The organism is Tundrisphaera macrotermitis (assembly GCF_051175315.1).
Classification (GTDB): domain Bacteria; phylum Planctomycetota; class Planctomycetia; order Isosphaerales; family Isosphaeraceae; genus Tundrisphaera.
Genome location: NZ_CP195100.1, coordinates 4,572,535 through 4,593,493, shown reverse-complemented (window position 1 = coordinate 4,593,493; position 20,959 = coordinate 4,572,535). Strand labels below are relative to the sequence as shown.

21 protein-coding genes and 1 pseudogene are annotated in these 20,959 nt (G+C 64.2%); 16 read left to right on the top strand and 6 right to left on the bottom strand.

The window, feature by feature from the left end; translation table 11 throughout:
• Positions 1 to 7: 7 nt before the first annotated feature.
• From TA3x_RS18550 to TA3x_RS18485, 14 genes and pseudogenes are all read left to right on the top strand, one after another.
• Entirely contained in the window at positions 8 to 1,765 is a 1,758-nt protein-coding gene (locus TA3x_RS18550; protein WP_435016148.1) for a DNA methyltransferase, read from the top strand.
• 189 nt (positions 1,766 to 1,954) lie between these two features.
• Complete coding sequence (locus TA3x_RS18545; RefSeq protein WP_435016147.1) at positions 1,955 to 2,425, top strand: nucleoside deaminase; 471 nt, start codon at positions 1,955 to 1,957, stop codon at positions 2,423 to 2,425.
• 300 nt (positions 2,426 to 2,725) lie between these two features.
• Positions 2,726 to 3,193, top strand: a complete 468-nt coding sequence (locus TA3x_RS18540) for a DUF1559 domain-containing protein (RefSeq protein ID WP_435016146.1) — start codon at positions 2,726 to 2,728, stop codon at positions 3,191 to 3,193.
• Between the two features lie 71 nt (positions 3,194 to 3,264).
• A pseudogene (locus tag TA3x_RS18535) lies at positions 3,265 to 4,104 on the top strand (IS5 family transposase); the annotation flags it as partial.
• A complete protein-coding gene (locus TA3x_RS18530; RefSeq protein WP_435022393.1) occupies positions 4,081 to 4,716 on the top strand; it encodes a DUF1559 domain-containing protein in 636 nt (211 codons plus the stop codon). The pseudogene TA3x_RS18535 and the gene TA3x_RS18530, both read left to right, overlap by 24 nt.
• A gap of 95 nt (positions 4,717 to 4,811) precedes the next feature.
• Positions 4,812 to 5,264, top strand: coding sequence for a hypothetical protein (locus TA3x_RS18525; RefSeq protein WP_435016145.1), 453 nt, complete (start codon positions 4,812 to 4,814; stop codon positions 5,262 to 5,264).
• Positions 5,265 to 5,301: 37 nt separating this feature from the next.
• Positions 5,302 to 6,822 (top strand): NCS1 family nucleobase:cation symporter-1, encoded by a 1,521-nt coding sequence (locus TA3x_RS18520; protein WP_435016144.1) that lies wholly within the window; start codon positions 5,302 to 5,304, stop codon positions 6,820 to 6,822.
• Positions 6,795 to 7,664 carry a nitrilase-related carbon-nitrogen hydrolase gene (locus TA3x_RS18515; protein ID WP_435016143.1) on the top strand — a complete coding sequence of 290 codons (870 nt, stop codon included), beginning with the start codon at positions 6,795 to 6,797 and terminating at the stop codon, positions 7,662 to 7,664. The genes TA3x_RS18520 and TA3x_RS18515 overlap by 28 nt, the downstream gene beginning before the upstream one ends.
• A gap of 38 nt (positions 7,665 to 7,702) precedes the next feature.
• Complete coding sequence (locus TA3x_RS18510; protein ID WP_435016142.1) at positions 7,703 to 7,918, top strand: type II toxin-antitoxin system HicB family antitoxin; 216 nt, start codon at positions 7,703 to 7,705, stop codon at positions 7,916 to 7,918.
• Between the two features lie 11 nt (positions 7,919 to 7,929).
• Positions 7,930 to 8,412, top strand: a complete 483-nt coding sequence (locus tag TA3x_RS18505) for a hypothetical protein (protein ID WP_435016141.1) — start codon at positions 7,930 to 7,932, stop codon at positions 8,410 to 8,412.
• Between the two features lie 200 nt (positions 8,413 to 8,612).
• On the top strand, positions 8,613 to 8,843 hold the full coding sequence (locus TA3x_RS18500) for a hypothetical protein (RefSeq protein WP_435016140.1): 231 nt from the start codon (positions 8,613 to 8,615) through the stop codon (positions 8,841 to 8,843).
• A 26-nt stretch (positions 8,844 to 8,869) separates the two neighbouring features.
• Positions 8,870 to 9,073, top strand: coding sequence for a DUF433 domain-containing protein (locus TA3x_RS18495; protein ID WP_435016139.1), 204 nt, complete (start codon positions 8,870 to 8,872; stop codon positions 9,071 to 9,073).
• Positions 9,074 to 9,261: 188 nt separating this feature from the next.
• The gene (locus TA3x_RS18490; RefSeq protein ID WP_435016138.1) at positions 9,262 to 9,591 is read left to right on the top strand and encodes a hypothetical protein; all 330 of its coding nucleotides are present in this window, start codon (positions 9,262 to 9,264) and stop codon (positions 9,589 to 9,591) included.
• Between the two features lie 91 nt (positions 9,592 to 9,682).
• Complete coding sequence (locus tag TA3x_RS18485) at positions 9,683 to 10,351, top strand: 3-keto-disaccharide hydrolase (RefSeq protein WP_435016137.1); 669 nt, start codon at positions 9,683 to 9,685, stop codon at positions 10,349 to 10,351.
• A gap of 34 nt (positions 10,352 to 10,385) precedes the next feature.
• Here TA3x_RS18485 and TA3x_RS18480 read toward each other — a convergent pair whose 3' ends face one another.
• The 4 genes from TA3x_RS18480 to hydA form a co-directional block, all read right to left on the bottom strand.
• Positions 10,386 to 10,871, bottom strand: coding sequence for a hypothetical protein (locus tag TA3x_RS18480; RefSeq protein ID WP_435016136.1), 486 nt, complete (start codon positions 10,869 to 10,871; stop codon positions 10,386 to 10,388).
• 146 nt (positions 10,872 to 11,017) lie between these two features.
• Positions 11,018 to 12,391: an NAD-dependent dihydropyrimidine dehydrogenase subunit PreA gene (preA, locus tag TA3x_RS18475; RefSeq protein ID WP_435016135.1), complete on the bottom strand. Its 1,374-nt coding sequence runs from the start codon at positions 12,389 to 12,391 to the stop codon at positions 11,018 to 11,020.
• Between the two features lie 3 nt (positions 12,392 to 12,394).
• Complete coding sequence (locus TA3x_RS18470) at positions 12,395 to 13,714, bottom strand: NAD(P)-dependent oxidoreductase (protein ID WP_435016134.1); 1,320 nt, start codon at positions 13,712 to 13,714, stop codon at positions 12,395 to 12,397.
• Positions 13,715 to 13,727: 13 nt separating this feature from the next.
• Positions 13,728 to 15,125 (bottom strand): dihydropyrimidinase, encoded by a 1,398-nt coding sequence (hydA, locus tag TA3x_RS18465; RefSeq protein WP_435016133.1) that lies wholly within the window; start codon positions 15,123 to 15,125, stop codon positions 13,728 to 13,730.
• A gap of 219 nt (positions 15,126 to 15,344) precedes the next feature.
• Between hydA and TA3x_RS18460 the strand changes: the two genes are divergently transcribed.
• A complete protein-coding gene (locus TA3x_RS18460; RefSeq protein ID WP_435016132.1) occupies positions 15,345 to 16,052 on the top strand; it encodes a tetratricopeptide repeat protein in 708 nt (235 codons plus the stop codon).
• 527 nt (positions 16,053 to 16,579) lie between these two features.
• Positions 16,580 to 18,241 carry a hypothetical protein gene (locus TA3x_RS18455; protein WP_435016131.1) on the top strand — a complete coding sequence of 554 codons (1,662 nt, stop codon included), beginning with the start codon at positions 16,580 to 16,582 and terminating at the stop codon, positions 18,239 to 18,241.
• 273 nt (positions 18,242 to 18,514) lie between these two features.
• Here TA3x_RS18455 and TA3x_RS18450 read toward each other — a convergent pair whose 3' ends face one another.
• Together TA3x_RS18450 and TA3x_RS18445 are read right to left on the bottom strand one after the other, a co-directional pair.
• On the bottom strand, positions 18,515 to 19,537 hold the full coding sequence (locus TA3x_RS18450) for a DUF1559 domain-containing protein (protein ID WP_435016130.1): 1,023 nt from the start codon (positions 19,535 to 19,537) through the stop codon (positions 18,515 to 18,517).
• The gene (locus TA3x_RS18445; RefSeq protein ID WP_435016129.1) at positions 19,534 to 20,658 is read right to left on the bottom strand and encodes a hypothetical protein; all 1,125 of its coding nucleotides are present in this window, start codon (positions 20,656 to 20,658) and stop codon (positions 19,534 to 19,536) included. Before TA3x_RS18445 ends, TA3x_RS18450 begins: the two co-directional genes overlap by 4 nt.
• Positions 20,659 to 20,959: the final 301 nt, after the last annotated feature.

Here is a 20,959-nt window from a genome sequence, read left to right as displayed (position 1 = left end):
CGGAGTTGTGGATAAAAATTTATTGATATTTGGTGACAATCTCAGCGTTTTGCGTGACCGTGATCGGCTGCCCAAAGAGTCTGTTGACCTGGTATACCTGGACCCTCCATTTAATAGTAAGCGTGATTATAACGCGTTTTTCATGGAGCGAGATTCGTCGCGATCGGCGGCGATGATCAAGGCATTTCAGGATACCTGGAAATGGGGGCGTGAAGCTGCGGTTTCTTTTGATGACGTCGTCTCAAATGGGCCTGAGAGGGTCGCTCAGGCGATGAGAGGCTTCCAGCTCTTGATGCCTGGGAGCGATCTGCTTGCCTATTTGTCGATGATGGCCCCTCGGTTGATCGAACTGCACAGGGTCCTAAAGCCTACGGGTAGTCTATATCTTCATTGTGATCCCACCGCGAGCCATTATCTCAAACTGCTCCTCGATTCTATCTTCGACCCGAGACGATTTCTCAACGAAATTATCTGGAAGCGTTCTAGTGCCCACAGTGATGCGAAGCAAGGTATGAAACGCTGTGGGAGAATCCATGACGTGATTTTGGCTTATGCGAAGTCCTCAGAATATACTTGGGTGGATACTTATACGAGTTATACAAATGAGTATTTGGAGTCCGAGTTTAAGCGGATTGATGCAAATGGCAACCGCTATGCGGAGTCGAATTTGACTGCTGCAAAGCCAGGAGGCGACACGCAATATTTGTGGCATGTGAAGCGTGATGTCGTTAACGGTGGACCGTGGGTGGCAGACTTGGAAGAAGAGTTCCGCAACCCCAAGTCAAATTTCGAGTATAAATCTGTTCTGCCTTACACGGGTAGATATTGGGCATATTCAAAGGATAAAATGATCCAATTCGCCAAGGATGGCCTTCTACATCATCGCAAGACCGGCGTCCCACGCCTCATGCTCTATGCAGATAAAATGCCCGGAATTCCGTTGCAAGATATTTGGGACGACATTCCCCCGGAATCTGGCCTTCGAGATCTTGGGTATCCAACTCAGAAGCCTCTGAGATTGTTGGAGCGAATCATCGGAATGGCCAGCCTTCCTGGTCAAACCGTGCTCGATCCATTTTGTGGGTGCGGGACCACGATCGATGCCGCCCAAGCCCTCGGTCGTCGATGGATCGGGATTGATGTGACTCATATTGCAACCAGTTTGATCAAATATCGCCTTAAGAAGTCCTACGGGGTTCAGCCGAAAAAGGATTATGAGGTCGTGGGCGAACCTGTCGATATGGGTGGCGCAAGAGCATTGGCCGATGAGGATAAGCTCAAATTCCAAGCTTGGGCTGTTGGACGCCTGACTGCCCGTCCAGTCGAAGATCCAAAACGCGGTAAGGACAAGGGGATCGATGGACGTTTCTACTTTCACGATGGACGAGCCGGTTCGCCGTCGCAGGAAGTGATCATCTCGGTCAAATCTGGGAAACCGACGATCAGCGAGCTACGTGATCTAAGCGGCGTCGTGGATCGAGAGGGAGCCGCCATGGGCGTCTATTTGACGTTGAACCCGCCTACCAAAGATATGATCAAAGAGGCATCTGGTAAGTTCTACGAATCACTGTGGGGGGGGGGTAAGAAGTATCCTCGTCTCCAAATCATTACCATCCAAGAGCTACTGGATGGTGCTCAGATCGAGTGCCCACCCTGGTCAGAAGAGAAAACTTTCAAGGCGGCTCCGAAGGCAAAACCAAAGTTGAAAAGAAAAGAACGCCCCGATTATTCTCTACTGCCATTCAAGCCTTATCCTGAGGATTGAATCTAAGTATTGAACGAGGAGAACGAGCGTAAGAAGCAATAATAATATTGTAGGTAAATTCAATGCGCTTCTTTGTGAAGCGATCTAAAAGTCTCGGTGTGTATGCTGTCCAGCCGTTCCATCCTCCACTCCAGGACGGCGACGCCCGCACCGCCGGTTGACGACGCATCGCCCCGAGGAATTCGGCCCATGACCGATGCCGACTTCATGACGCTGGCCATCGAGGAGACGCGCGAGGGGATCCGGGCGGGGCAGTCGCCGTTCGGGTCGATCATCGTCCGGGGCGGGGAGGTGATCGCGACCGCGCACAACACGGTGTGGCGGGACACCGACCCCACGGCGCACGCCGAGGTCAACTGCGTGAGGGCCGCCGCCAAAGCGCTGGCGACCATCGACCTGTCGGGTTGCACGCTCTATTCGACGTGCGAGCCGTGCCCGATGTGCCTGTCGGCGATCCTCTGGGCCAGGATCGACCGCGTCGTCTTCGGAGCCACGACCGCCGACGCGGTCGACGCCGGACTCGCCGGGATGTGCGTCGACGCCCGGGAACTCGCGGCGATGGGCGAGAACCCGCTCAGGGTCGAAAGCGGCCTGCTCCGCGAGGAATGCGCCCGCCTGTTCCGGGAGTGGAAGGACGCGGGGCTGGGCCGGTCCCGCTGAGGGACCGCGGGGCGGACGACGCCGCCCCGGGTCCGAACCGATTCGGACATGCGTGGCATCCCGACGCGGGTCCTTGTCGAAACGAGGCGTGCCGCGATATATTTCATTGCCCCGGGCGCGACCCTCCGCATCGCGACCGGAGCATGGAGCTCGACCACCCGTCCGGGTTCTCTCCCCCCGGCATCCGTCGAGATGGCCTCCGGCAGATCCGCCTGCCGCCCACCCGCCCGACCTGGCCCCGCCCCGGGCCGGTCCCCCATCCGCCCATGTCTTCGGCCTCCCGGGAGAGGATCCATTTTCATGATCGTCCGATGCGCCCGGCGCAAACCCCGCGCCTTCACCCTGATCGAACTGCTGGTCGTCATCGCCATCATCGCCGTGCTGATCGCGCTGCTGCTGCCGGCCGTCCAGGCGGCGCGCGAGGCCGCCCGCCGCGCCCAGTGCGTCAACAACCTCAAGCAGCTGGGCCTGGCCGCGCAGAATTACCACGACCTCGGCGGGTGCTTCCCGGGCAACTCCTACACCTCGCCCGTGGCCACGTCGCCCTTCAACACCTCGTTCGTCAACTTCAGCTGCTTCGTCCGGATGCTGCCGATGTTCGAGCAGCAGGCGATGTTCAACGCGATCAACTTCGCGGGCACCCAGTACGACCCGCCCAACATCACCATCGCGGGCGTCAAGGTCGCCGCGCTGGCCTGCCCCAGCGACCCCTGGACGGAGCAGGTCATCCGCTTCCCCAAGGTCAATGGCCAGTACAGCTACAATTAGGGCGTGTCTGGCAATAGCCTCGGCCCATACGATTGGAGTGGACGGATCACCCCACCAGCACCCTCACGACCTTGGCTCAACTCCGACACGCCCTCTCCGACGAGCATTACGCCGCCATCGAGCCGCTCCTGCCCACCAACGCCCGGCCCGGCCACCCCTGGAAGGGGCACCGCCGGGTGATCGACGGCATCCTCTGGATCCTCCACACCGGCTCCCCCTGGCGTGACCTGCCCAGGCCAACCTACGGCCCATGGCAGACCGTCTACGAGCGGTTCAACCGCTGGGCCAAGGACGGGACCTGGGCCCGGCTGCTCGAGGCCCTGCATGTGCGGCTCGACGCCGCCGGCAAGATCGACTGGGACCTGTTCTGCATCGACGGCTCCTCGATCCGGGCGAGCCGCGACGCCGCCGGTGCCTCGCCGACCCACGGGACGGCCGCCGAGCCGGCCGACCACGCGTTGGGCCGCTCTCGCGGCGGCTTCGGTTCGAAGATCCACCTGATCTGCGACGGCAAGGGCCTCCCGATGGCGGTGACGGTGACCGCCGGCCAGCGGCACGAGGCGACCCAGTTCGAGGCGGTAATGGGCCGGGTACGCGTGCCCGGCCGGAGGGGCCGACCCCGGAGCCGGCCCAGGAAGTTGGCCGGCGACAAGGGCTATAGCTCGCGGAAGATCCGCCGATCCAACCGTCGCCGGGGGATCGCCTCGGTGATCCCGACCAAGTCCAATGAGAGGCGGGTCCGGGGGTTCGACAAGGCGTCGTATCGCCGTCGCAACGTGGTGGAGCGTTGCATCGGGTGGCTGAAGGATCGGCGGCGGGTTGCGACGCGGTTCGAGAAGCTGGCGGAGAACTTCGAGGCGATGGTCAAGCTGGCGATGCTTGAACGGTTGCTGAAGGCACTATTGCCAGACACGCCCTACAACTCCAGCGTCGGCTCCGGCGTCTGGAAGCAGCAGTTCAGCAGCTACGCGGCCAACGAGGGGACGTTCAATTGCTCGTGGGTCGAGAAATACCGCCTCGATCCGGCCAAGGTCGCCCAGTACACCCAGCTCAACGGGGTCATCTACGGCGATAGCGCCGTCCGGATCACCGACGTCACCGACGGCACCAGCAACACGATGATCTTCGGCGAGCACACCGTCAGCGGCCTCCAGCGGATCAACGCCGCGTATGCGTATTCCGACTTCGCCTGGAACACGGGCCAGCACTACGACACCCTGTTCGTGACCATGTTCCCGCCCAACGCCTACACCGGCAGCCGGAGCGGGCTGGCGACGACCTCGACCAACTACCCCAACGTCGCGTCGAGCCAGCATCCCGGCGGGGCGAACTTCGCCTTCTGCGACGGCTCGGTCCGGTTCATCAAAAGCACGATCGATTCGTGGGCGTTCAACGGCAACTATCCGGTCGGCGTGACCTACAGCAACTTCGTCTACACGATCGCCCCGGGCACGAAGCTGGGCGTCTACCAGGCGCTCTCGACCCGCGCGTTCGGCGAGATCACCAGCGCCGACGCCTTCTGAACCGGATCGACCGGCGTCGATCCTCGGCGATGGGGGCGCGGGTCGCGACCCCATCGCCCGCGTCCTTTTCGACCCAACCCCCGATCCGGATCCCCATGCGCCGATCTCTCGCGATAGCCCTCGCCCTGGCGACCCTGGCCACGTCCTTCCCGGGCTGCGGGGGGCAGTCCATCCCGCAGGTCGGCACCAACATGGCCCCGCCCCATGGGGGGGCCTTGTTCAGCCTCGACGGCGGCCGGGGGATGGTCGAGTTCCTCAACGAGGTGAAGGGGGAGGGCCGGCCCGCCGACTCGCGGCTCGTCGTTTATTTCCTCTCGCCCGACGGCGTTGCCTCCCTGGCCCCGGCGCCGACCGACGTCTCCGCCACCCTGATCTCGACCGGGAGGCCGAAGGCGGTCAAACTGGTGGCCGAGCCGCAGGCCGACGACGCCCGGGGCGCCGCGAGGTTCGCCTCGGCGGTCGGGCGATATGGAGACTCCGAGGTCGAAGGGGTCCTGGAGGCGACCGTCGGCGGCGAACGCTCGAAGATCCAGTTCCTGGTCCGCTGAAGCGGATTGGCCGGTCGATGACGCGGAGGATTCGGGTATGGGAAGTGGCAGTGTCGAGGCCGTCGCCCCCCCGTCGATCGCGGGAGGATGGGCCGAGTTCGCCGCATCTCCCTCCGCCTACCGCAGCCCCGACCTCGACCCGACGCCGCTCTCGGCCCGGAAGTGGGGGGCGCGGGACATCGCGGCGCTCTGGATCTCGATGTCGGCGTGCATCCCCACCTACATGCTCGCCTCGTCCCTGATCGCCGAGGGGATGAACTGGTGGCAGGCGGTGCTGACCATCACCTTGGGCAACGCCATCGTCCTGGTCCCGATGATCCTCAACGCCCACGCCGGGACCAGGTACGGCATCCCCTTCCCCGTCTACTGCCGCGCCGCGTTCGGGCTGCGGGGGGCCAACGTCCCGGCCCTGATGCGGGCGCTGGTCGCCTGCGGCTGGTTCGGCATCCAGGCGTGGATCGGCGGCTGGGCCATCTACAAGATCCTCACCGTGTACCTCCCGGGCTGGGAGACGATGGCACGGATCCCCCGCCTGGACATCAACCCGGCGCAACTGGGGTGCTTCCTCGGGTTCTGGGCGATCAACATGCTGGTCGTCTACCTCGGGGTCGACTCGATCCGCGTGCTGCTGAACATCAAGGCGCCGCTGCTGATCGCGCTCGGGCTGGCCCTGCTGGCCTGGGCTTACCGCGCGGCCGACGGATTCGGGCCGATGCTGGACCAGCCGTCGGCGTTCGTGCCGGGCGGGCCGAAGGCGGGGCGGTTCTGGGTCTTCTTCGCCCCGGCGCTGACCGGGATGATCGGCTTCTGGGCGACGCTCTCGCTGAACATCCCCGACTTCACCCGGTTCGCCCACACCCAGCGCGATCAGGCGGTGGGCCAGGCCCTGGGCCTGCCGACCACGATGGGACTGTTCTCGTTCATCGGCGTGGCAGTCACCTCGGCCACGGCGAGGATCTACGGCGAGACGATCTGGGACCCGGTGGTCCTGCTGGCGAAGTTCCGCAACCCGGCCGTGCTGGTCGTGGCCATGCTGGCGCTCTGCCTGGCGACCCTGGCCACCAACATCGCGGCCAACGTGGTGGGCCCGGCCAACGACTTCGCCCATCTCTGGCCCCGGCGGATCTCGTTCCGCGTCGGCGGGCTGATCACCGGCGTGATCGGCATCCTGATCCAGCCCTGGAAGCTGGTGGCCGACCCCACCGGCTACATCTTCACCTGGCTGGTCGCCTACTCGTCGCTGCTGGGGGCGGTGGGCGGGATCCTGATCGCCGACTACTACCTCCTCCGCCGCACGGTGCTCGACCTCAAGGGGCTGTACGACCCGAGCGGCCCCTACTGGTACCGCGACGGCTTCAACCCGATCGCCCTCGTCGCCCTCCTCCTGGGGATCGCCCCGTGCGTGCCGGGCTTCCTGGGGACGATCGGCGTGGTGAAGGTCGCCCCGATCTGGACCTCGCTGTATCATTACGCCTGGTTCCTGAGCTTCGGGATCTCGGCGACCGTCCACGTCCTGCTGATGAGGGTTCCATGGCGCGCATCGTCCGCGGCGGGTTGATCCAGGCCACCCTGTGCGAGCCGGCGACCTCGCCCCCCGCCCGGATCAAGGCGGCGATGGTCGAGAAGCACCTCGGCCTGATCGCCGACGCCGCCGCCAAGGGGGCCCAGATCGTCTGCCTCCAGGAGCTGTTCTACGGCCCCTACTTCTGCGCCGAGCAGGAGATGCGGTGGTACGAGATGGTCGAGCCGATCCCCGACGGCCCGACGATCCGCCTGATGTGCGAGGTGGCGAAGAAGCACGAGATCGTCCTCGTCGTGCCGATCTACGAGGAGGAGCAGGCGGGCGTCTACTACAACACCGCCGCCGTGATCGACGCGGACGGCCGCTACCTCGGCAAGTTCCGCAAGATGCACCTGCCCCACTGCCACCCCGGCTTCTGGGAGAAGTTCTACTTCCGCCCCGGCAACCTGGGCTACCCGGTGTTCGACACCCGGGTGGGCAAGGTGGGCGTCTACCTCTGCTATGACCGCCACTTCCCCGAGGGGGCCCGCGCCCTCGGGCTGGCGGGCGCCGAGATCGTGTTCAACCCCTCGGCCACGGTCGCCGGGCTGTCGGAATACCTCTGGAAGCTGGAGCAGCCCGCCCACGCCGTGGCCAACGGCTACTTCGTGGGCGCGATCAACCGCCCCGGCTGGGAAGACCCCTGGCGGATCGGCGAGTTCTACGGCCAGTCCTACTTCTGCGACCCCCGCGGCCAGATGCTCGCCGTCGGCCCCCGCGACGCCGACGCCGTCATCATCGCCGACCTCGACCTCGACCTCATCCGCGAGGTCCGCAACACCTGGCAGTTCTTCCGCGACCGCCGCCCCGAGACGTATGGGCCGCTGGTCGCGTTGTGATCCCTTCCGGATGCGAACCTTGAAACCGGAGGCCATCCATGCCCTTGCCTTTCCCCATCGAGGTCGAGCAGGAAGACGATGGCCGCTGGCTGGCCGAGATCCCCGACCTCCCCGGCGTCATGGCGTATGGCGACACGACGGCCGAGGCGATCGCCCGCGTGCAGGCCCTCGGGCTCCGAGCCCTCGCCGACCGGGTCGAACACGGCGAGGCCGTGCCGGACGGCGTGATCGGCCTGTTCGCGGTGCCGGCGTGAGGGCATGGCCCATGATCAAGGCCCGGCGTGTGCTTGCCGCCTTGCTCGGCATCAAGTGGCACATCAAGCGATGGGGTGGTTCATCGCCGGGCGTCGCGAACGATGGCGAAGCCATCCCACCCGTGGAACTCTGGGCGGCCGTCGCCAACGTCAAGGAAACCTGCCGCAAGGGGCCGGGCGGGGCCGAGCAACGCAATGGGGCGAAGCATTTCCGTGGCGGGGCCAAGGTCTATGTCATCGATGCGTTCTGGGGTAATTGTGATACGGTGACGGTCGTCGGCCAGCAACGCAAAACCCATCGTTACGTCTGCCTTCACATGCCGGCAAGGCACCTTGAGAATTTTCGGTTGAAGCTGGTTTACAGCCCGGCGATTCTTTCTTTGATGAGAGAGCACTATGCCGATGCCGGCTTCCCCAAGCCGCCGGGCAAGGACCATGCGGAGCAGATCTGTTCAGGCGTCCCGCGATGGAATTCGTCCGATGATCCGAAATAGGTGAGCGTCCATGCCACGAAAGGTACGCGAGTTGATCGGCGACCTGGAGCGGGCAGGCTTCATCGATCGGGGTGGCAAGGAAGTCATCGCAATTTCACCCATCCGCGAGGGGGCCGAGAGACGCTCTCCGGAAAGGCCGGTGACCACGCCAGGCCGTATCAGGAGCGGGAAGTCCGGCGGGCGATCGAGGAGGCCCAGTCATGACCGACGCCGCGAAGTATGTGAAAGTGGTCGAATGGTCGGAGGAGGATGGGGCTTTCGTGGGACAGTGCCCCGGCATCATCGGCCCGTGCTGCCACGGCCCCGACGAGGTCGAGGTTTATCGCGAGCTCTGCGAGATCGTCGAGGAATGGGTCGAGATCGCCCGCAGGGACGGGAGGCCGCTGCCCGCGCCGACCGCCGGCACCGGCGTTGCCGAGAGGATCGCGTGACGCCGCATACGATAGGAGGCACTGTTGTGAATCCTCTCCTCGCCCGCATCACCATCGACCCGGCCCTCTGCCACGGAAAGCCTTGCGTCCGCGGCCTACGCTATCCGGTCGGGATGCGGCTCGACTTCCTCAGTTCCGGGATGACGCACGAGGAGATCCTCGCCGATGACGAGGATCTGGAGCGGGATGACCTGCTGGCCGTCCTCGCGTATGCGGCCCAACTGGCGTGATTGCCTGCATTTCTTGGTTGATGGCCAAATCGATGAGATGCGGCTTGCCCGAGGATTGTTCGCTGCGGCCGGATGGTGCGTGCCTGGCCAATGCCGAAAATTACTGAGGTCTCGCCACGGTGTCGATCGGCGTGCGACGCTTGATGTGAAGGCAACATTGAACTGACGAATCCATCAAGGTCACGCTCATGCCTCGGCCCATGCGACTGCCCCGATTTCGCGTCCGGACGCTGATGATCGCGGTGGGAGTCGTGGCGTTGCTGTTCGGCGGTGCGCCGATGGCGCTCCGATGGTTCAACTACTCCCGTCTCGCGAGGACCTACGAGGCGGACGAGCGTCGATGGCGGGAGATGGCGGCCAGGCATCGCGGCGACCCGCGAAGCATCGCGGCGAACTATGGCCCCCAGATCGTGGAAGAGTATGCGAGGCTGGCCCGGAAATATCGCCGGGCGATGTGGCGTCCCTGGGCGTCCGTCAGCCCCGATCCTCCGTTCTTCTACCCCGGCACAGCCCGGTGAATGCGGACGCCGCCCGCCGGTTGATCGCCCCGCCCTCGCGCGTTAGGCTCGGGCCGAACGCCTACCCCACCGATTGAGCGAGGCCCTCGTGATGATTCGTCGAGCCCGGAACGTCGCCGCCGCCCTGTCCCTCCTGATCGCCTGCGGGGCGACGGCCTCCGCACAGGCCCCGTCCGAGGGGAAGGCCCTGTTCGACGGCAAGACCCTGAGCGGTTGGGAGCACGTCGGCCCGGGGCGGTTCGTGGTCGAGGATGGCCAGCTCAAGACCGAGGGCGGGCTCGGCCTGCTGTTCTTCTCGGGCGAGAAGATGGCGGACTGCGTGATCCGGGTCGTCTACAAGCTCGGCACGCCCCGGTCGAACTCGGGCCTCTACGTCCGGATCGCCGAGAAGCCGACTGAGCCCTGGTACGCCGTCCACCACGGCTTCGAGGTCCAGATCGCCGACGGCGGCAAGTCGGCCCGGGGCACCGGCTCGGTCTACACCTTCGCCGACGCCAAGGCCCAGCCCGCCAAGCCCGGCGAGTGGAACACCCTGGAAGTCACCCTCAAGGGCCAGCGCATCTCCACCGCGATCAACGGCACCCCGGTCGCCGACTTCGACGCCTCCGAACTCAAGGCCGACGCCCCCGACAAGTCCGGCGAGGGCGACCCCGCCCGCGGCCCACGGCCCACCTCGGGCTACATCGGCCTCCAGAACCACGACAAGGACTCGGTCGTCTACTTCAAGGAAGTCACCGTCCGCCCTCTGCCGGCGAAGTGAAGAACCAAGGTCGGCCGCGAACCCGGCCCCGGAGTCAGGCGGCCGACCGCTTCGGTTGATGCATCAGGAACCGGACCAGATCCGCGACGGTCTCGATCCGCCCGCACTGGGGGTTGTGCTCATAACCATCCAGAGAGCGCCCCGCGCGAAAGGCCATATCGTACACCAACCAATCCAGATCCTCGCAGTCGACGCCGAGGAGGCCGCCCAACTCGTCGGTGGCCCTCAACGGCAGGACCCCCCGCCCGAACCGACAGTAGGGCTGCAACTCCTCGAAGACGGCGCGGATGATCCAGGGGTCGGTCGCGCGACGGTCGAACGATCGGGCGAACGTGCAGATCGACTCCCCTCGCCGGCTCGCGGCGAGCGTCGCCAGGCGTTGATCCTGACCCGAGTTGATGCCGAAGCTCACGAGGGCGACCACGCCGAAGAGTGCCAGGATGAGCGGGCAGTAGACGACGATTGCGGTGAGTAGGGCCGCCCCGAAGCACGACAGCACGACAACGCCAGGCCAGGTCATCGGCCTCGAAAGGGCCGGGGGCATGTTTCGCGAAAACCGACGCATGGGAAGCCTCCGTACTGTGTGGATTCGTCGATCTGAACCCGGCCCGGCCGGCCCGCGGATCTGCGTCCGACCTCGCATTCCAGGACGGCTGGCCTCACAGGTCACGCGTGCTCGGGCGGGCGGATCGGCTCGACGGTGCCGGCGGCGAGGCGGGCCTGGTACTGGTTCCAGGACATCGGCGGGCGGCCGGTGTCGACGGGCTTCATGGTGATGCAGCCGGAGACCGGGCAGACCAGGCTGCACATGTTGCAGCCGACGCAGGTGTCCGGCTTGATGGTGAAGAGATTGACCATGCCCCCGCCGGCGCCGGGCATGGTCGTCATGCCGCCCGAGACGGTCGGTGAAACGCCGGTGGCGGCCACGAAGTCGGCGAAGGGCTGCTTGTCCCAGCGGATCGACTGGTGGCAGCCGTCCTCGCAGGCGATGTAGCAGAGGCCGCAGTGGATGCATTTGGCCTGGTCGATCTCGGCGACGACCTTGTGGTTGAGGTCGAGGTCGCCCCAGGTCCGGAGCCGGGGGGAGGACAGGCCGATGAAGTCGTCGAGGCGGTCGAAGCCTTTCCGGCGCATCCAGGCGGAGAGGCCGTCCACCAGCCCGTCGATGATCCGGAAGCCGTGGTGCATGACCGCCGTGCAGGCCTGCACCGACGAGGCCCCCAGCAGGAAGAACTCGGCGGCGTCCTGCCAGGTGCCGACGCCGCCGATGCCGCTGATCGGGACGGTGATGGCGGGGTCGTTGGCCAGCGCCGCGACCATGTTCAGGGCGATCGGCCGCACGGCCGGGCCGCAGTAGCCGCCGTGGGTGCCCAGGCCGCCCACCGAGGGCTTGGGGGCCAGCGTTTCCAGGTCCACGCCCATGACCGAATTGATCGTGTTGATCAGGGACAGCCCATCGGCCCCGCCCCGCACCGCCGCGCGGGCGACGGGCCGGACGTCGGCCACGTTGGGCGTCAGCTTGACGATGACCGGGATGGTGGCCACCTCCTTGACCCATCCGGTGATCATCTCGGCATACTCGGGCACCTGGCCGACCGCCGATCCCATCCCGCGCTCGCTCATGCCGTGGGGGCAGCCGAAGTTCAATTCGATCCCGTCGGCGCCGGCGTCCTGGGTTTGCTTGGTGATGTCGTGCCACGCCTCGCGGTTGGACTCGACCATCAAGGAGACGATCAGGGCGTGCCTGGGGTGGGCCTTCTTGGTGCGGGCGATCTCCGCGAGGTTGACCGCGAGCGGGCGGTCGGTGATCAGCTCGATGTTGTTCAGGCCGATGACCTTGCGGCCCTCGTGGTCGATCGCCCCGTAGCGCGACGAGACGTTGACGATCGGCTCGTGCCCCAGCGTCTTCCAGACCGCGCCGCCCCACCCGGCGTCGAAGGCGCGGCGGACCTGGTACTCGGAGTTGGTCGGCGGTGCCGAGGCGAGCCAGAACGGGTTGGGGGACGCGATCCCGCAGAACCGCGAGGACAGGTCGGGCACGGTTCAACCTCGGGCACGCAAGGGGAATGACCCGACGTAAGCATCGATGCCGAGGGCGGCGTCGCGGCCGTCGCGCACCGCGTCGACCACCTCGCCCCCCCGGCGCAGGCAGTCGCCCCCGGCGAACAGGCCGGGGATCGAGGTCTGCCCGGTGGCGGGGGCGGCCACGATCCGCCCTTCCCGGTGGGCCAGGCCCGGCAACGCGGCGACCAGATCCCGCAACGGCTCCTGGCCGAACGCCTTGACCACCAGGTCGGCCGGGAGGATGGAGGTTGATCCATCGGGCGAGGCGAACTCGACCCCGCGCACCGACCCCCCTTCCCCCACGAACCGGACCGGCCGGACGTTCCAGGCGAACCGGACGCCGTCGCGTTTGGCCAGGTCGTACTCGAAGGCGAACGCCGGCATGGTCGATTCGTCGCGGCGATAGGCGATCGTCACCGTCTCGGCCCCCAGGCGGCGGGTGGCGGTGGCCACGTCGATCGCCGTGTTGCCCGCCCCCAAAACCAGGACGTGCCGGCCGATCGTGCAGTCGCTCAGGGCCTTCTCATGGGTCTGGAAGATGAAGTCGAGCGCCTCCCAGACGCCGTCCAGCCCTTCCCCCTCGACGCCCAGCGCCCGGGTCCGGCCCAGGCCGATGCCCAGGAACACCGCGTCGTACCCGGCCAGCAGGTCGCGGACCCCCTCGGCCGACACCGGCGAATCCAGATGAATGTCGATGCCGATCCGGCGGATCCGGTCGATCTCGTTGAGGGCATAGTCGGTCGAGATCTTGTAGGAGGCGATCCCCAGGCTATCCAACCCGCCGGGGACGGATCGGGCCTCGAACACGACCACGTCGTGCCCCAGCCTCCGCAACTCGTGGGCGCAGCTCAGGCCGGCCGGGCCCGAGCCGACGATGGCGACCCGCCGCCCGGTGGGCGGTCCGGGCTCGAAGATGGGGGCATCGCCGATCTCGCCCATCAGGGCGTCGCAGGCGAACCGCTGCAAGCGGCCGATCGGGATCGGGGCGGCCATCAGGGCGAGGTCGACGCAGGCCCCTTCGCACAGGACCTCGGTCGGGCAGGCGCGGGCGCAGCTGCCGCCGAGGATGTTGCGATCGAGGATCGTCCGCCCGGCGCCGGCCTCGTCGCGGTGGAGGATCTGGCGGATGAACCGGGGCACGTCGATCGCCGTCGGGCAGGCGCGGGTGCACGGGGCGTCGAAGCAGTACAGGCAGCGGGCCGCCTCGGCCATCGCCTCGTCCACGCCCAGAGGGGGCTGGATCTCGCGGAACCGCTCGGCGAGCGCTTCGGGGCTGGACCACTCGCCGGCGCGGGGCATGCGTCGTCTCCGATCACGAAGAGGCCGGGGCATCCAACCGCCGAGGGAGCCACCGGCCCCTGCCGTCCTCGCCGACGAACGCATAGTCGTCGACGACCTTGCGGCCCCGGCTCCAGGTGGTGCGGGCGAACCCGCCCAGCTCCCAGCCCTGGTAGGGGCTCCAGTCGGCGTTGGTGGCCATTTTGGCGTGGTCGACCGTGATGGTCTTTTCCGGGTCGATCAGCACCAGGTCGGCGTCGCTGCCGGGGGCGATGACCCCCTTGCGGGGATAGAGGCCCATCAGCTTCGCCGGGTTCGTGCAACACACCTCGACGAACTCCTCCAGGTGGAGCCGCCCGGCGCGGACGCCGTGGGTGTAGACGATCGGCAGGAGGGTCTCCAGGCCGGGCATCCCCATCGGGATCCTGGTCCAGTCGCCGCCCCACATCCCCTTCTGCTCGCGGGTGAACGTGCAGGTGTCGGTGGATACCGCCGACACCTCGCCGTCGACCAGACCCCGCCAGAGGCGTTCCTGGTCGGCCTTCGTCTTGACCTGCGGGCAGCAGGCGAACAGGTGGCCGTCGGGTCCTTCGAACGCGGAGTCGTCCAAAACGAGGTACTGGGCGCAGGTTTCGGCCACCACGGGCACGCCCCGGGCCTGCGCCTGCTTGACGAGATCCGCCCCCTCGGCGGTGGACATGTGGACGATGTAGAGCCGGCCCCCGGTCGCCTCGGACCAGGCGATGGCCCTCTGGATCGCCTCGGCCTCGATGAAGTTCGGGCGAGTGATCGCGTGCAGCTTCGCCCCGTGCTCGGCCATCAGCTCGGGGGTGTGGTGGCGGGCGATCAGCCCGTCGAGCACGCGGCTGGACTCGGCGTGGACCAGGAGCATGGCCCCCAACTCCTTGCACCGTTCCAGGGTGTTGAAGATCGCGCGGTCGTCGGACTGCCAGCCTTCGGCCGCGTAGATCATGAACTCCTTGAAGGTCGGGCAGCCCTGCGCGACCATCGCGGCCATCTCGGGGCCGTGGCGGTCCCAGTCGGTGATGGCCATGTGGAAGGCGTAGTCGATGCACGCCTTGGGCCCGGCCCGGTCCGACCAGTTGCGGAAGGCGTCGGCCAGCGATTCCTCGCCATAGGGGATGGCAAAGTCGATCACGGTGGTCACGCCCCCCCTCGCCGCGGCGCGGGTGCCGGACCGCCAATCGTCGCTGGACACGGTGCCGCAGAACGGCAGTTCCAGGTGGACATGGACGTCCACCCCGCCCGGGATCAGCAAGAGCCCCGACCCGTCGACGACCTCCCCGGCCCCCTTCCGATCCAACCCCTCGCCGACCTCGGCGATCACCTCGCCCCGGATCCCAACGTCCCGGACGCGCGGGCCGTCGGGGCCGACCACCGTCGCGTCGGCGATCACCGTATCATGAGCCATGCAGAGGAGATCCGGATCGAAGAATGATGGATGGGCGCAGGCCGTTACCCGGCCGATGGTTCGGCCGCATGCCTCGGAATCACTGTACGTCCCGTCGCCCGCCCCCGCAAGTCCCGCCGAGCATCGACCACCCCGGGTGCCGGCCGTCTTGACACCAGGTCGAGGAATTGCCAATCTGTTTTGAGATTGAATCTCAATTTCAAATTGTAGGGATGTCCGATGCTCTCCCACCACAGCCAGCTGGATCGATGCCTGGAACTGGCCCGTCATGGGCGCTATGAGGATGCGGCCGACCTGGCCGGGGTGGCGGTCCTGGACGAGCCGTCGGACGGCCAGCTCTGGCAGCTCTGCGGGCTGTTGCGACACAAGCTGGGCCGGATGCCCGGCGCCCTGGAGGCCCTGGAGACCGCCAGCGCCCTGGTCCCGCTGGCGCCGGCCTCGCGCTGCGCCCTGGCCGAGTGCTATGCCCGGTCCGGCCACGACGGGCTCGCCTGCGAAATCTACTGCGCCCTTTCGCGCGACCGGGCGTGCCCGACCGACCTCCTGCCCAACATCGCCTCGGGCCTGGGGAGCATGGGCGAGGATGAGGAGGCGCTGAACACCTGCCTGGAACTCCTCCGCCGCGACCCGAACTACCACCAGGCCCATTATGGCGTGGCGTTCTACCTGCGACGGATGGGGCGGCCACCCCGCGCCATGCTGCCGATGGTCGCCCGCGCCCACGAGATCGCGCCCGAGGTCGCCCTCTACCGGATCACCCTGGCCTGCCTCCACCACGACCTCGGCAACGGCCGCGAGGCCTACGACCTCCTCCGGGACGTCGACCCGTCGGCCTATCACTGCCGCTGCTGCGTCGAGCGGGCCGCGAAGATCTTCCGCAACCACGGCGACGACGAGCGGGCCGCGGCCCTGGAGGATCTGGCCTGATCCGCCCGCCCGGGCCGCCGCCCAAGTAGAACCGGGGGAACTGGCCGTCCCACACCTTGAGCTTCTCGCGTTCCGGGTCGATCGCTTCATCGTCCTGACCGGCGTTGAACACCTCGGCCAGCGTCGACAGGACCGACGGATCCTCCAACGTGGTCGGGGACTGCTGGGTTCCGTCGCCTCTCAGCGGGATCAGGAACCCCTCCTCGGACGTCCCGACCCGGGTGGCAGGCCATACCATCATCCCGGGAGGGTGCAGATCCCCCGCCTTCGCGCGAAACTTCCGTTCGTCAGAACCCTTGCGTCCGAATGTCGGGGGTCTCGGTGTCCGACCACCGGGAAGTCGGCGAGGATCCCGATGGGCGACTCGCGATCGTCCGCCGCGTCGTGGATGGCGTCGGGCCGGCTCGCGGTTTCTCCGGGCGGTGCCCGGTATCGCCCCCCAATATGAGGATTTATCATGGGGCCGCATTCGGCCTGGGCCCGAGGTTCGGGCGGGTCGTCGGCACTCCTGGGATTGATGGGATTCGATGCTGGACAACAAGATCACGCCGGAAGATGGATCGCCCGCGCCCCGGATGCCGTCCCGCGAACCGCGGCTCTGGCTGGCCAGCCTGTTGCTGGCGGCCCCGTTTTTCCTGCCGTATGCCTCGCACTTCATGACCGCCCCCGGCCGGCTGCCGACCGGGTTCATCCAGTACGACATGCCGTATTACATGGCGAATGCGCGGGAGCATTTCGACAACGGCCGGTTCCAGTTCTTCTACAGCAACCCGTTCGACCCGCGATACGAGGCGCCGGCCATCTACGTCCAGCCGATGAGCCTGATGCTGGGGATGATCCTCCACGCGACCGGCGCGGACCCCGGCTTCCTGATCATCGGCTTCGAGATCCTGGCGGCCTGGGCCTGCGCCCGGGTGGCCCTCGCCCTGTATGCGGAGATCGTCGGGCTCGGCGACTGGCCCCGACGGCTGGGGCTCCTGGCCTTCTTCTGGGGCGGCGGCCTGCTCGCGCTGGCCGGGATCGGCTATTCCCTGGCGAGGCAGCGCACGATCACGGATATCTTCCGGTTCGACCCCGAGAACGGCTGGTGGTTCCTCAACTTCGGCCGGAATCTGATCTACCCGACCGAATCGCTCTACCACGCGTTCTTCTTCGGTAGCATCCTGTGCCTCCTCCGCCAGCGGTTCATGGCGGGGGCTGCCCTGGCCTTCCTCACCTCGCTCAGCCACCCCTTCACGGGGGTGGAACTGCTCCTGATCCTGGCCTCCTGGGCGGCCCTGGAACTCTTCTACGTCCGGAGCAAGGCGGTCCCGTTGCGCTTCCTGATCGCAATCCTGGGGCTCCTGGGCGTCCACTTCGGCTATTACCTGATCTATCTGACCCGCTTCGCCGAACATCGCCAGTTGATGGAAACCTGGAAGATCGCCTGGGAACTGCAGGCGGTGAATTTCCTTCCCGCTTATGCCCTGGTCGGGAGCCTGGCCTTCTGGTCTTTCCGCCGCAGCGACATCGCGTTGCGGTTCTTCTCGCATCCCCGCAATCGCCTTTTCCTCACCTGGTTCGTCGTGGCGTTCACCCTGGCGAATCACGAGTTCGCCATCCGCTCGATCCAGCCGCTGCACTTCGAGCGGGGATATATCTGGACGGCGCTCTTTTTCATGGGGGCGACCCCGCTGGTCGACCTCCTGGCCTATCTGCAACTCCGGCGGCCTTTCGTCCGGGTCGCGGCGACCGGCCTGGTGATGGCGACGCTGGTCCTCGACAATGCCCTGTGGCTGGCCCAGTTCCCGTATGCGGCCATGACCGGCGCGAAGGCCCAGGGGTTCACCGTGACGGAAACCCAGAAGGATGTCTTCGCGTATCTCCGCCGCGGGGAGAATCGGGGCTCGATCCTGCTGACGAGCGATCCCGACCTCGGCTACCTCGGCACGGTCTATACCCCGTTGCGGTCGTGGGTCGGGCATCAATACAACACGCCCGACGTCGGCACGCGAAAGCAGGAAGTCGCCGCATTCCTCGGCGAAGGAAAGCTGCTGGAGGCCTGGTCGGGGAAGACGCTGCTGATCGTCGTCGAGCGGGCCGCCCCGGACTCGCGGAAGCCCCCCGCGGAGGGCCTCCAGGTCGTCCATGAAAACAAGGATTATGCGATCTACAGGCTCAGGGTGGGCGACGTCCCCCCTCCCCGCTGAGGCCCGCCGTCGGGGTGGCCTTCCTGCCTCGTGCCGAGTGGCGGGATGGGGATCGAGCCGGGGACGATCCGTCGGGTGGCCGGGGCATTGCGGCGCAACCGCAACCCCGGCCTTCGACCGCCATCGTCGCCCCCGGGTGGCAGGGGTTTCGGCGCAGCCGACCCAGGCGCCCCACTACCGATCGCTCCTTATGACGATCCACCGACCGGGATCCGCTTCGCGGAAACCCCTGACACCCGGCGATAATTATATGCGTGGAATACGTTTAAGTTGTCACCATTCGTAGTATGCGCTGTCATTCATGTTTTTCGTTGCTAGGGCCTTCCATACCTCTAATTTGACATTGTCCTTGACGAAATGCACAGAACCATCCATTGCGGAGACATTAACCCCCCCCGCATGATAACTTGTTGCAGGGAAATTTCCAGAATGGATTGTCCGAGCATGAAGTGGCTCTTTGCTATCGTCAAAAGTGCACGCTTTCGTTGTCGAGTTTGGGGGAGTGATGTGATTGTAGTTGCTAAAATGGTATCCAGATAAGAACCAGCTTTCGCCCCCTCTCGATTCCATATCTGAGGATGGCGATTGGCTTCCGCACATCGACAAGATAGATTGAATGGGAGGTTCCTGAACCGGATGCGCAACTCCAAGAAGCAAATAATCCCCCTTTGCTGTGAAAGCAGACGGGTCCCAGTCTCCTTGCACCCGTTCAGAAATGCCGACGGTATTGGAAAGTCCGTCCGTGAAGTCAGCCGCTCGGTACACTCGGTGGGAGGAAGTCGGGCCACTGTATGTAATCGGTTGTGATGACGACGGTGCAAATCTGACTGTCGGACCAATGTTAGCTCTGTAATTGACCCTTCCATAACCATTGACTGAAGCTTGCGGGTCTGAAGGGCATAGGAATAAACCCACCGATTGCATCATGCATGTTAAATTTTGGTGTAATCCGTCAGGCATGTCTGGGACGGGACTAAAATTCAAGGTATTGTGTAACGATCCTTGCTCAAGCTGTGGCAGAATCCTGGCGAATACGCTGAAAATGTGGGCGGAAGGCTTCCTGCCGGATGACTTCCCAACCAAATCCGTATCACAATTAATTGGTGGATAATAATCGTTCAGCGAGGAGTATCCGGATAACGCCAGCCCTAACTGCCTTAGGTTGTTCATGCATGCCATTCTCCTTCCCACTTCTCTGGATGCACTGACGGCGGGAAGGAGGAGAGCAATCAGAATGGAAATAACGCCGCATGTTACAACCAATTCGATCAGGGTAAAGCCTCGGCCGTGCCTCATGCTCTTCTCCTGTTCCATCGATGAAAAGCGAACGCCACCAGGCAGATAATCCCAATAGTCGCGGCAACTAACGTCGAAGTCCATCGTGTGGTTTTCATCTCGCCAGGCATGATCGGGCCGGCCGATGATGAGGGCTGATTCTGTTTTATGTTCAAGGGTCTCGTTGATACAGGAGTAGAGAAATTATTCTTAAAGGAAAAATTATCTAAGCCGTAGTAAACGACGCTCTTTGTTCTATTTGGAATATTGTATTTTTCGTCGAAATGGAGGCTGAAGACTTCTTGTTTGGGGTTCTTTTCTATGTCGATTTCCTCCAGGACAAGTATTCGGGCGGTTTTCTTGATTGGATTATACGAAATCTTCTTGAAGGGAATCCAAACCCTATCTTGCACCTTCCTGATATCGTCAAAAGCGACCATGTTGATGATTTGCCCGGTAACGTCTTTCTCCTCCATGAAAATAGGGATTCCGCCCTTCAATAAATCGATCATGAAGTCCCTTTGAAATCCGCCGTCATATCGAATTGCTATCGTTTTATTGCCAGCCCCAGATTGATCAGCCTTGATGCTGGATTCAATTATCGATGCTGCCCCATTGTTAACACTTTGCAAGTCGCATAAGAGTTCCGTGCTTGATCCATTGAAACCGTAAGGCATCAAGAAGTTCAGCCAAGTCAGGAATAGTTGCTGGTCTTTATCTTCGAAAATCTCCACCGAGCTTCTCACGAGATTCTTCTCCTTGTCGACAGTCGTGGCTAAATCCAGGCAAGTTCCTGTCCTGTCGGTCAAGATTTGCGCGTTAACTAGTTCAACTGAGGTTTGCAAACCAGGAAGAGAACCCGTTGTTGATAAAACATCGTCTTTTTCATAATGAATTTTATAAACCACGTTTTTTTCATCGAAGGCATAAAATCCCGATCCTTTAACCTCGCGATCTAACTTGGCCCTCGCTGCGTCATCATAGGATTCAGCTATCCCGTACAATGCAGAAAATTTGAATGCTCCTCGTTCAACGAGATCAAAATTGGATTTAAATACGGTTTCCAGGTAATTTGCATCCTTATTGGGTCCCTGCTGAGCAACCAGGTACATAATAACCTGCAAGCCAACGATTTGTAACATCCTATAATCCTCCTGGTTGGACTTCTGAGGGGTCGACTGATTTTCAACAACTTAACAGGATATCAGGGCCGATGCGGGTAGCCCGTCTATCGGCCCTTGATGGTTGAACATCGAGTGTTCAACTCGAAATCGGTTATTGGCTTGGTCTGCTGAGTGAATCAGGGTACGCCGATTTTACATTCCGTGCTGGGCGGACCTGGTATCATGCATACCGCTGCCCCCGTGCAGGTGGGTCCAGGGTAATACGCAGTGATACATCCATTCTTAGAGGCCTGCTGGCAAGAATAACCGTCGTTGACCA

Coding starts and splice junctions, on each gene's coding strand:
- TA3x_RS18545 (WP_435016147.1), top strand. CDS start 1,955: ATGACCGATGCCGACTTCATGACGCTGGCCATCGAGGAGACGCGCGAG.
- TA3x_RS18540 (WP_435016146.1), top strand. CDS start 2,726: ATGATCGTCCGATGCGCCCGGCGCAAACCCCGCGCCTTCACCCTGATC.
- TA3x_RS18525 (WP_435016145.1), top strand. CDS start 4,812: ATGCGCCGATCTCTCGCGATAGCCCTCGCCCTGGCGACCCTGGCCACG.
- TA3x_RS18520 (WP_435016144.1), top strand. CDS start 5,302: ATGGGAAGTGGCAGTGTCGAGGCCGTCGCCCCCCCGTCGATCGCGGGA.
- TA3x_RS18515 (WP_435016143.1), top strand. CDS start 6,795: ATGGCGCGCATCGTCCGCGGCGGGTTGATCCAGGCCACCCTGTGCGAG.
- TA3x_RS18510 (WP_435016142.1), top strand. CDS start 7,703: ATGCCCTTGCCTTTCCCCATCGAGGTCGAGCAGGAAGACGATGGCCGC.
- TA3x_RS18505 (WP_435016141.1), top strand. CDS start 7,930: ATGATCAAGGCCCGGCGTGTGCTTGCCGCCTTGCTCGGCATCAAGTGG.
- TA3x_RS18500 (WP_435016140.1), top strand. CDS start 8,613: ATGACCGACGCCGCGAAGTATGTGAAAGTGGTCGAATGGTCGGAGGAG.
- TA3x_RS18490 (WP_435016138.1), top strand. CDS start 9,262: ATGCCTCGGCCCATGCGACTGCCCCGATTTCGCGTCCGGACGCTGATG.
- TA3x_RS18485 (WP_435016137.1), top strand. CDS start 9,683: ATGATTCGTCGAGCCCGGAACGTCGCCGCCGCCCTGTCCCTCCTGATC.
- TA3x_RS18480 (WP_435016136.1), bottom strand. CDS start 10,871: ATGACCTGGCCTGGCGTTGTCGTGCTGTCGTGCTTCGGGGCGGCCCTA.
- TA3x_RS18470 (WP_435016134.1), bottom strand. CDS start 13,714: ATGCCCCGCGCCGGCGAGTGGTCCAGCCCCGAAGCGCTCGCCGAGCGG.
- hydA (WP_435016133.1), bottom strand. CDS start 15,125: ATGGCTCATGATACGGTGATCGCCGACGCGACGGTGGTCGGCCCCGAC.
- TA3x_RS18460 (WP_435016132.1), top strand. CDS start 15,345: ATGCTCTCCCACCACAGCCAGCTGGATCGATGCCTGGAACTGGCCCGT.
- TA3x_RS18455 (WP_435016131.1), top strand. CDS start 16,580: ATGCTGGACAACAAGATCACGCCGGAAGATGGATCGCCCGCGCCCCGG.
- TA3x_RS18450 (WP_435016130.1), bottom strand. CDS start 19,537: ATGAGGCACGGCCGAGGCTTTACCCTGATCGAATTGGTTGTAACATGC.
- TA3x_RS18445 (WP_435016129.1), bottom strand. CDS start 20,658: ATGTTACAAATCGTTGGCTTGCAGGTTATTATGTACCTGGTTGCTCAG.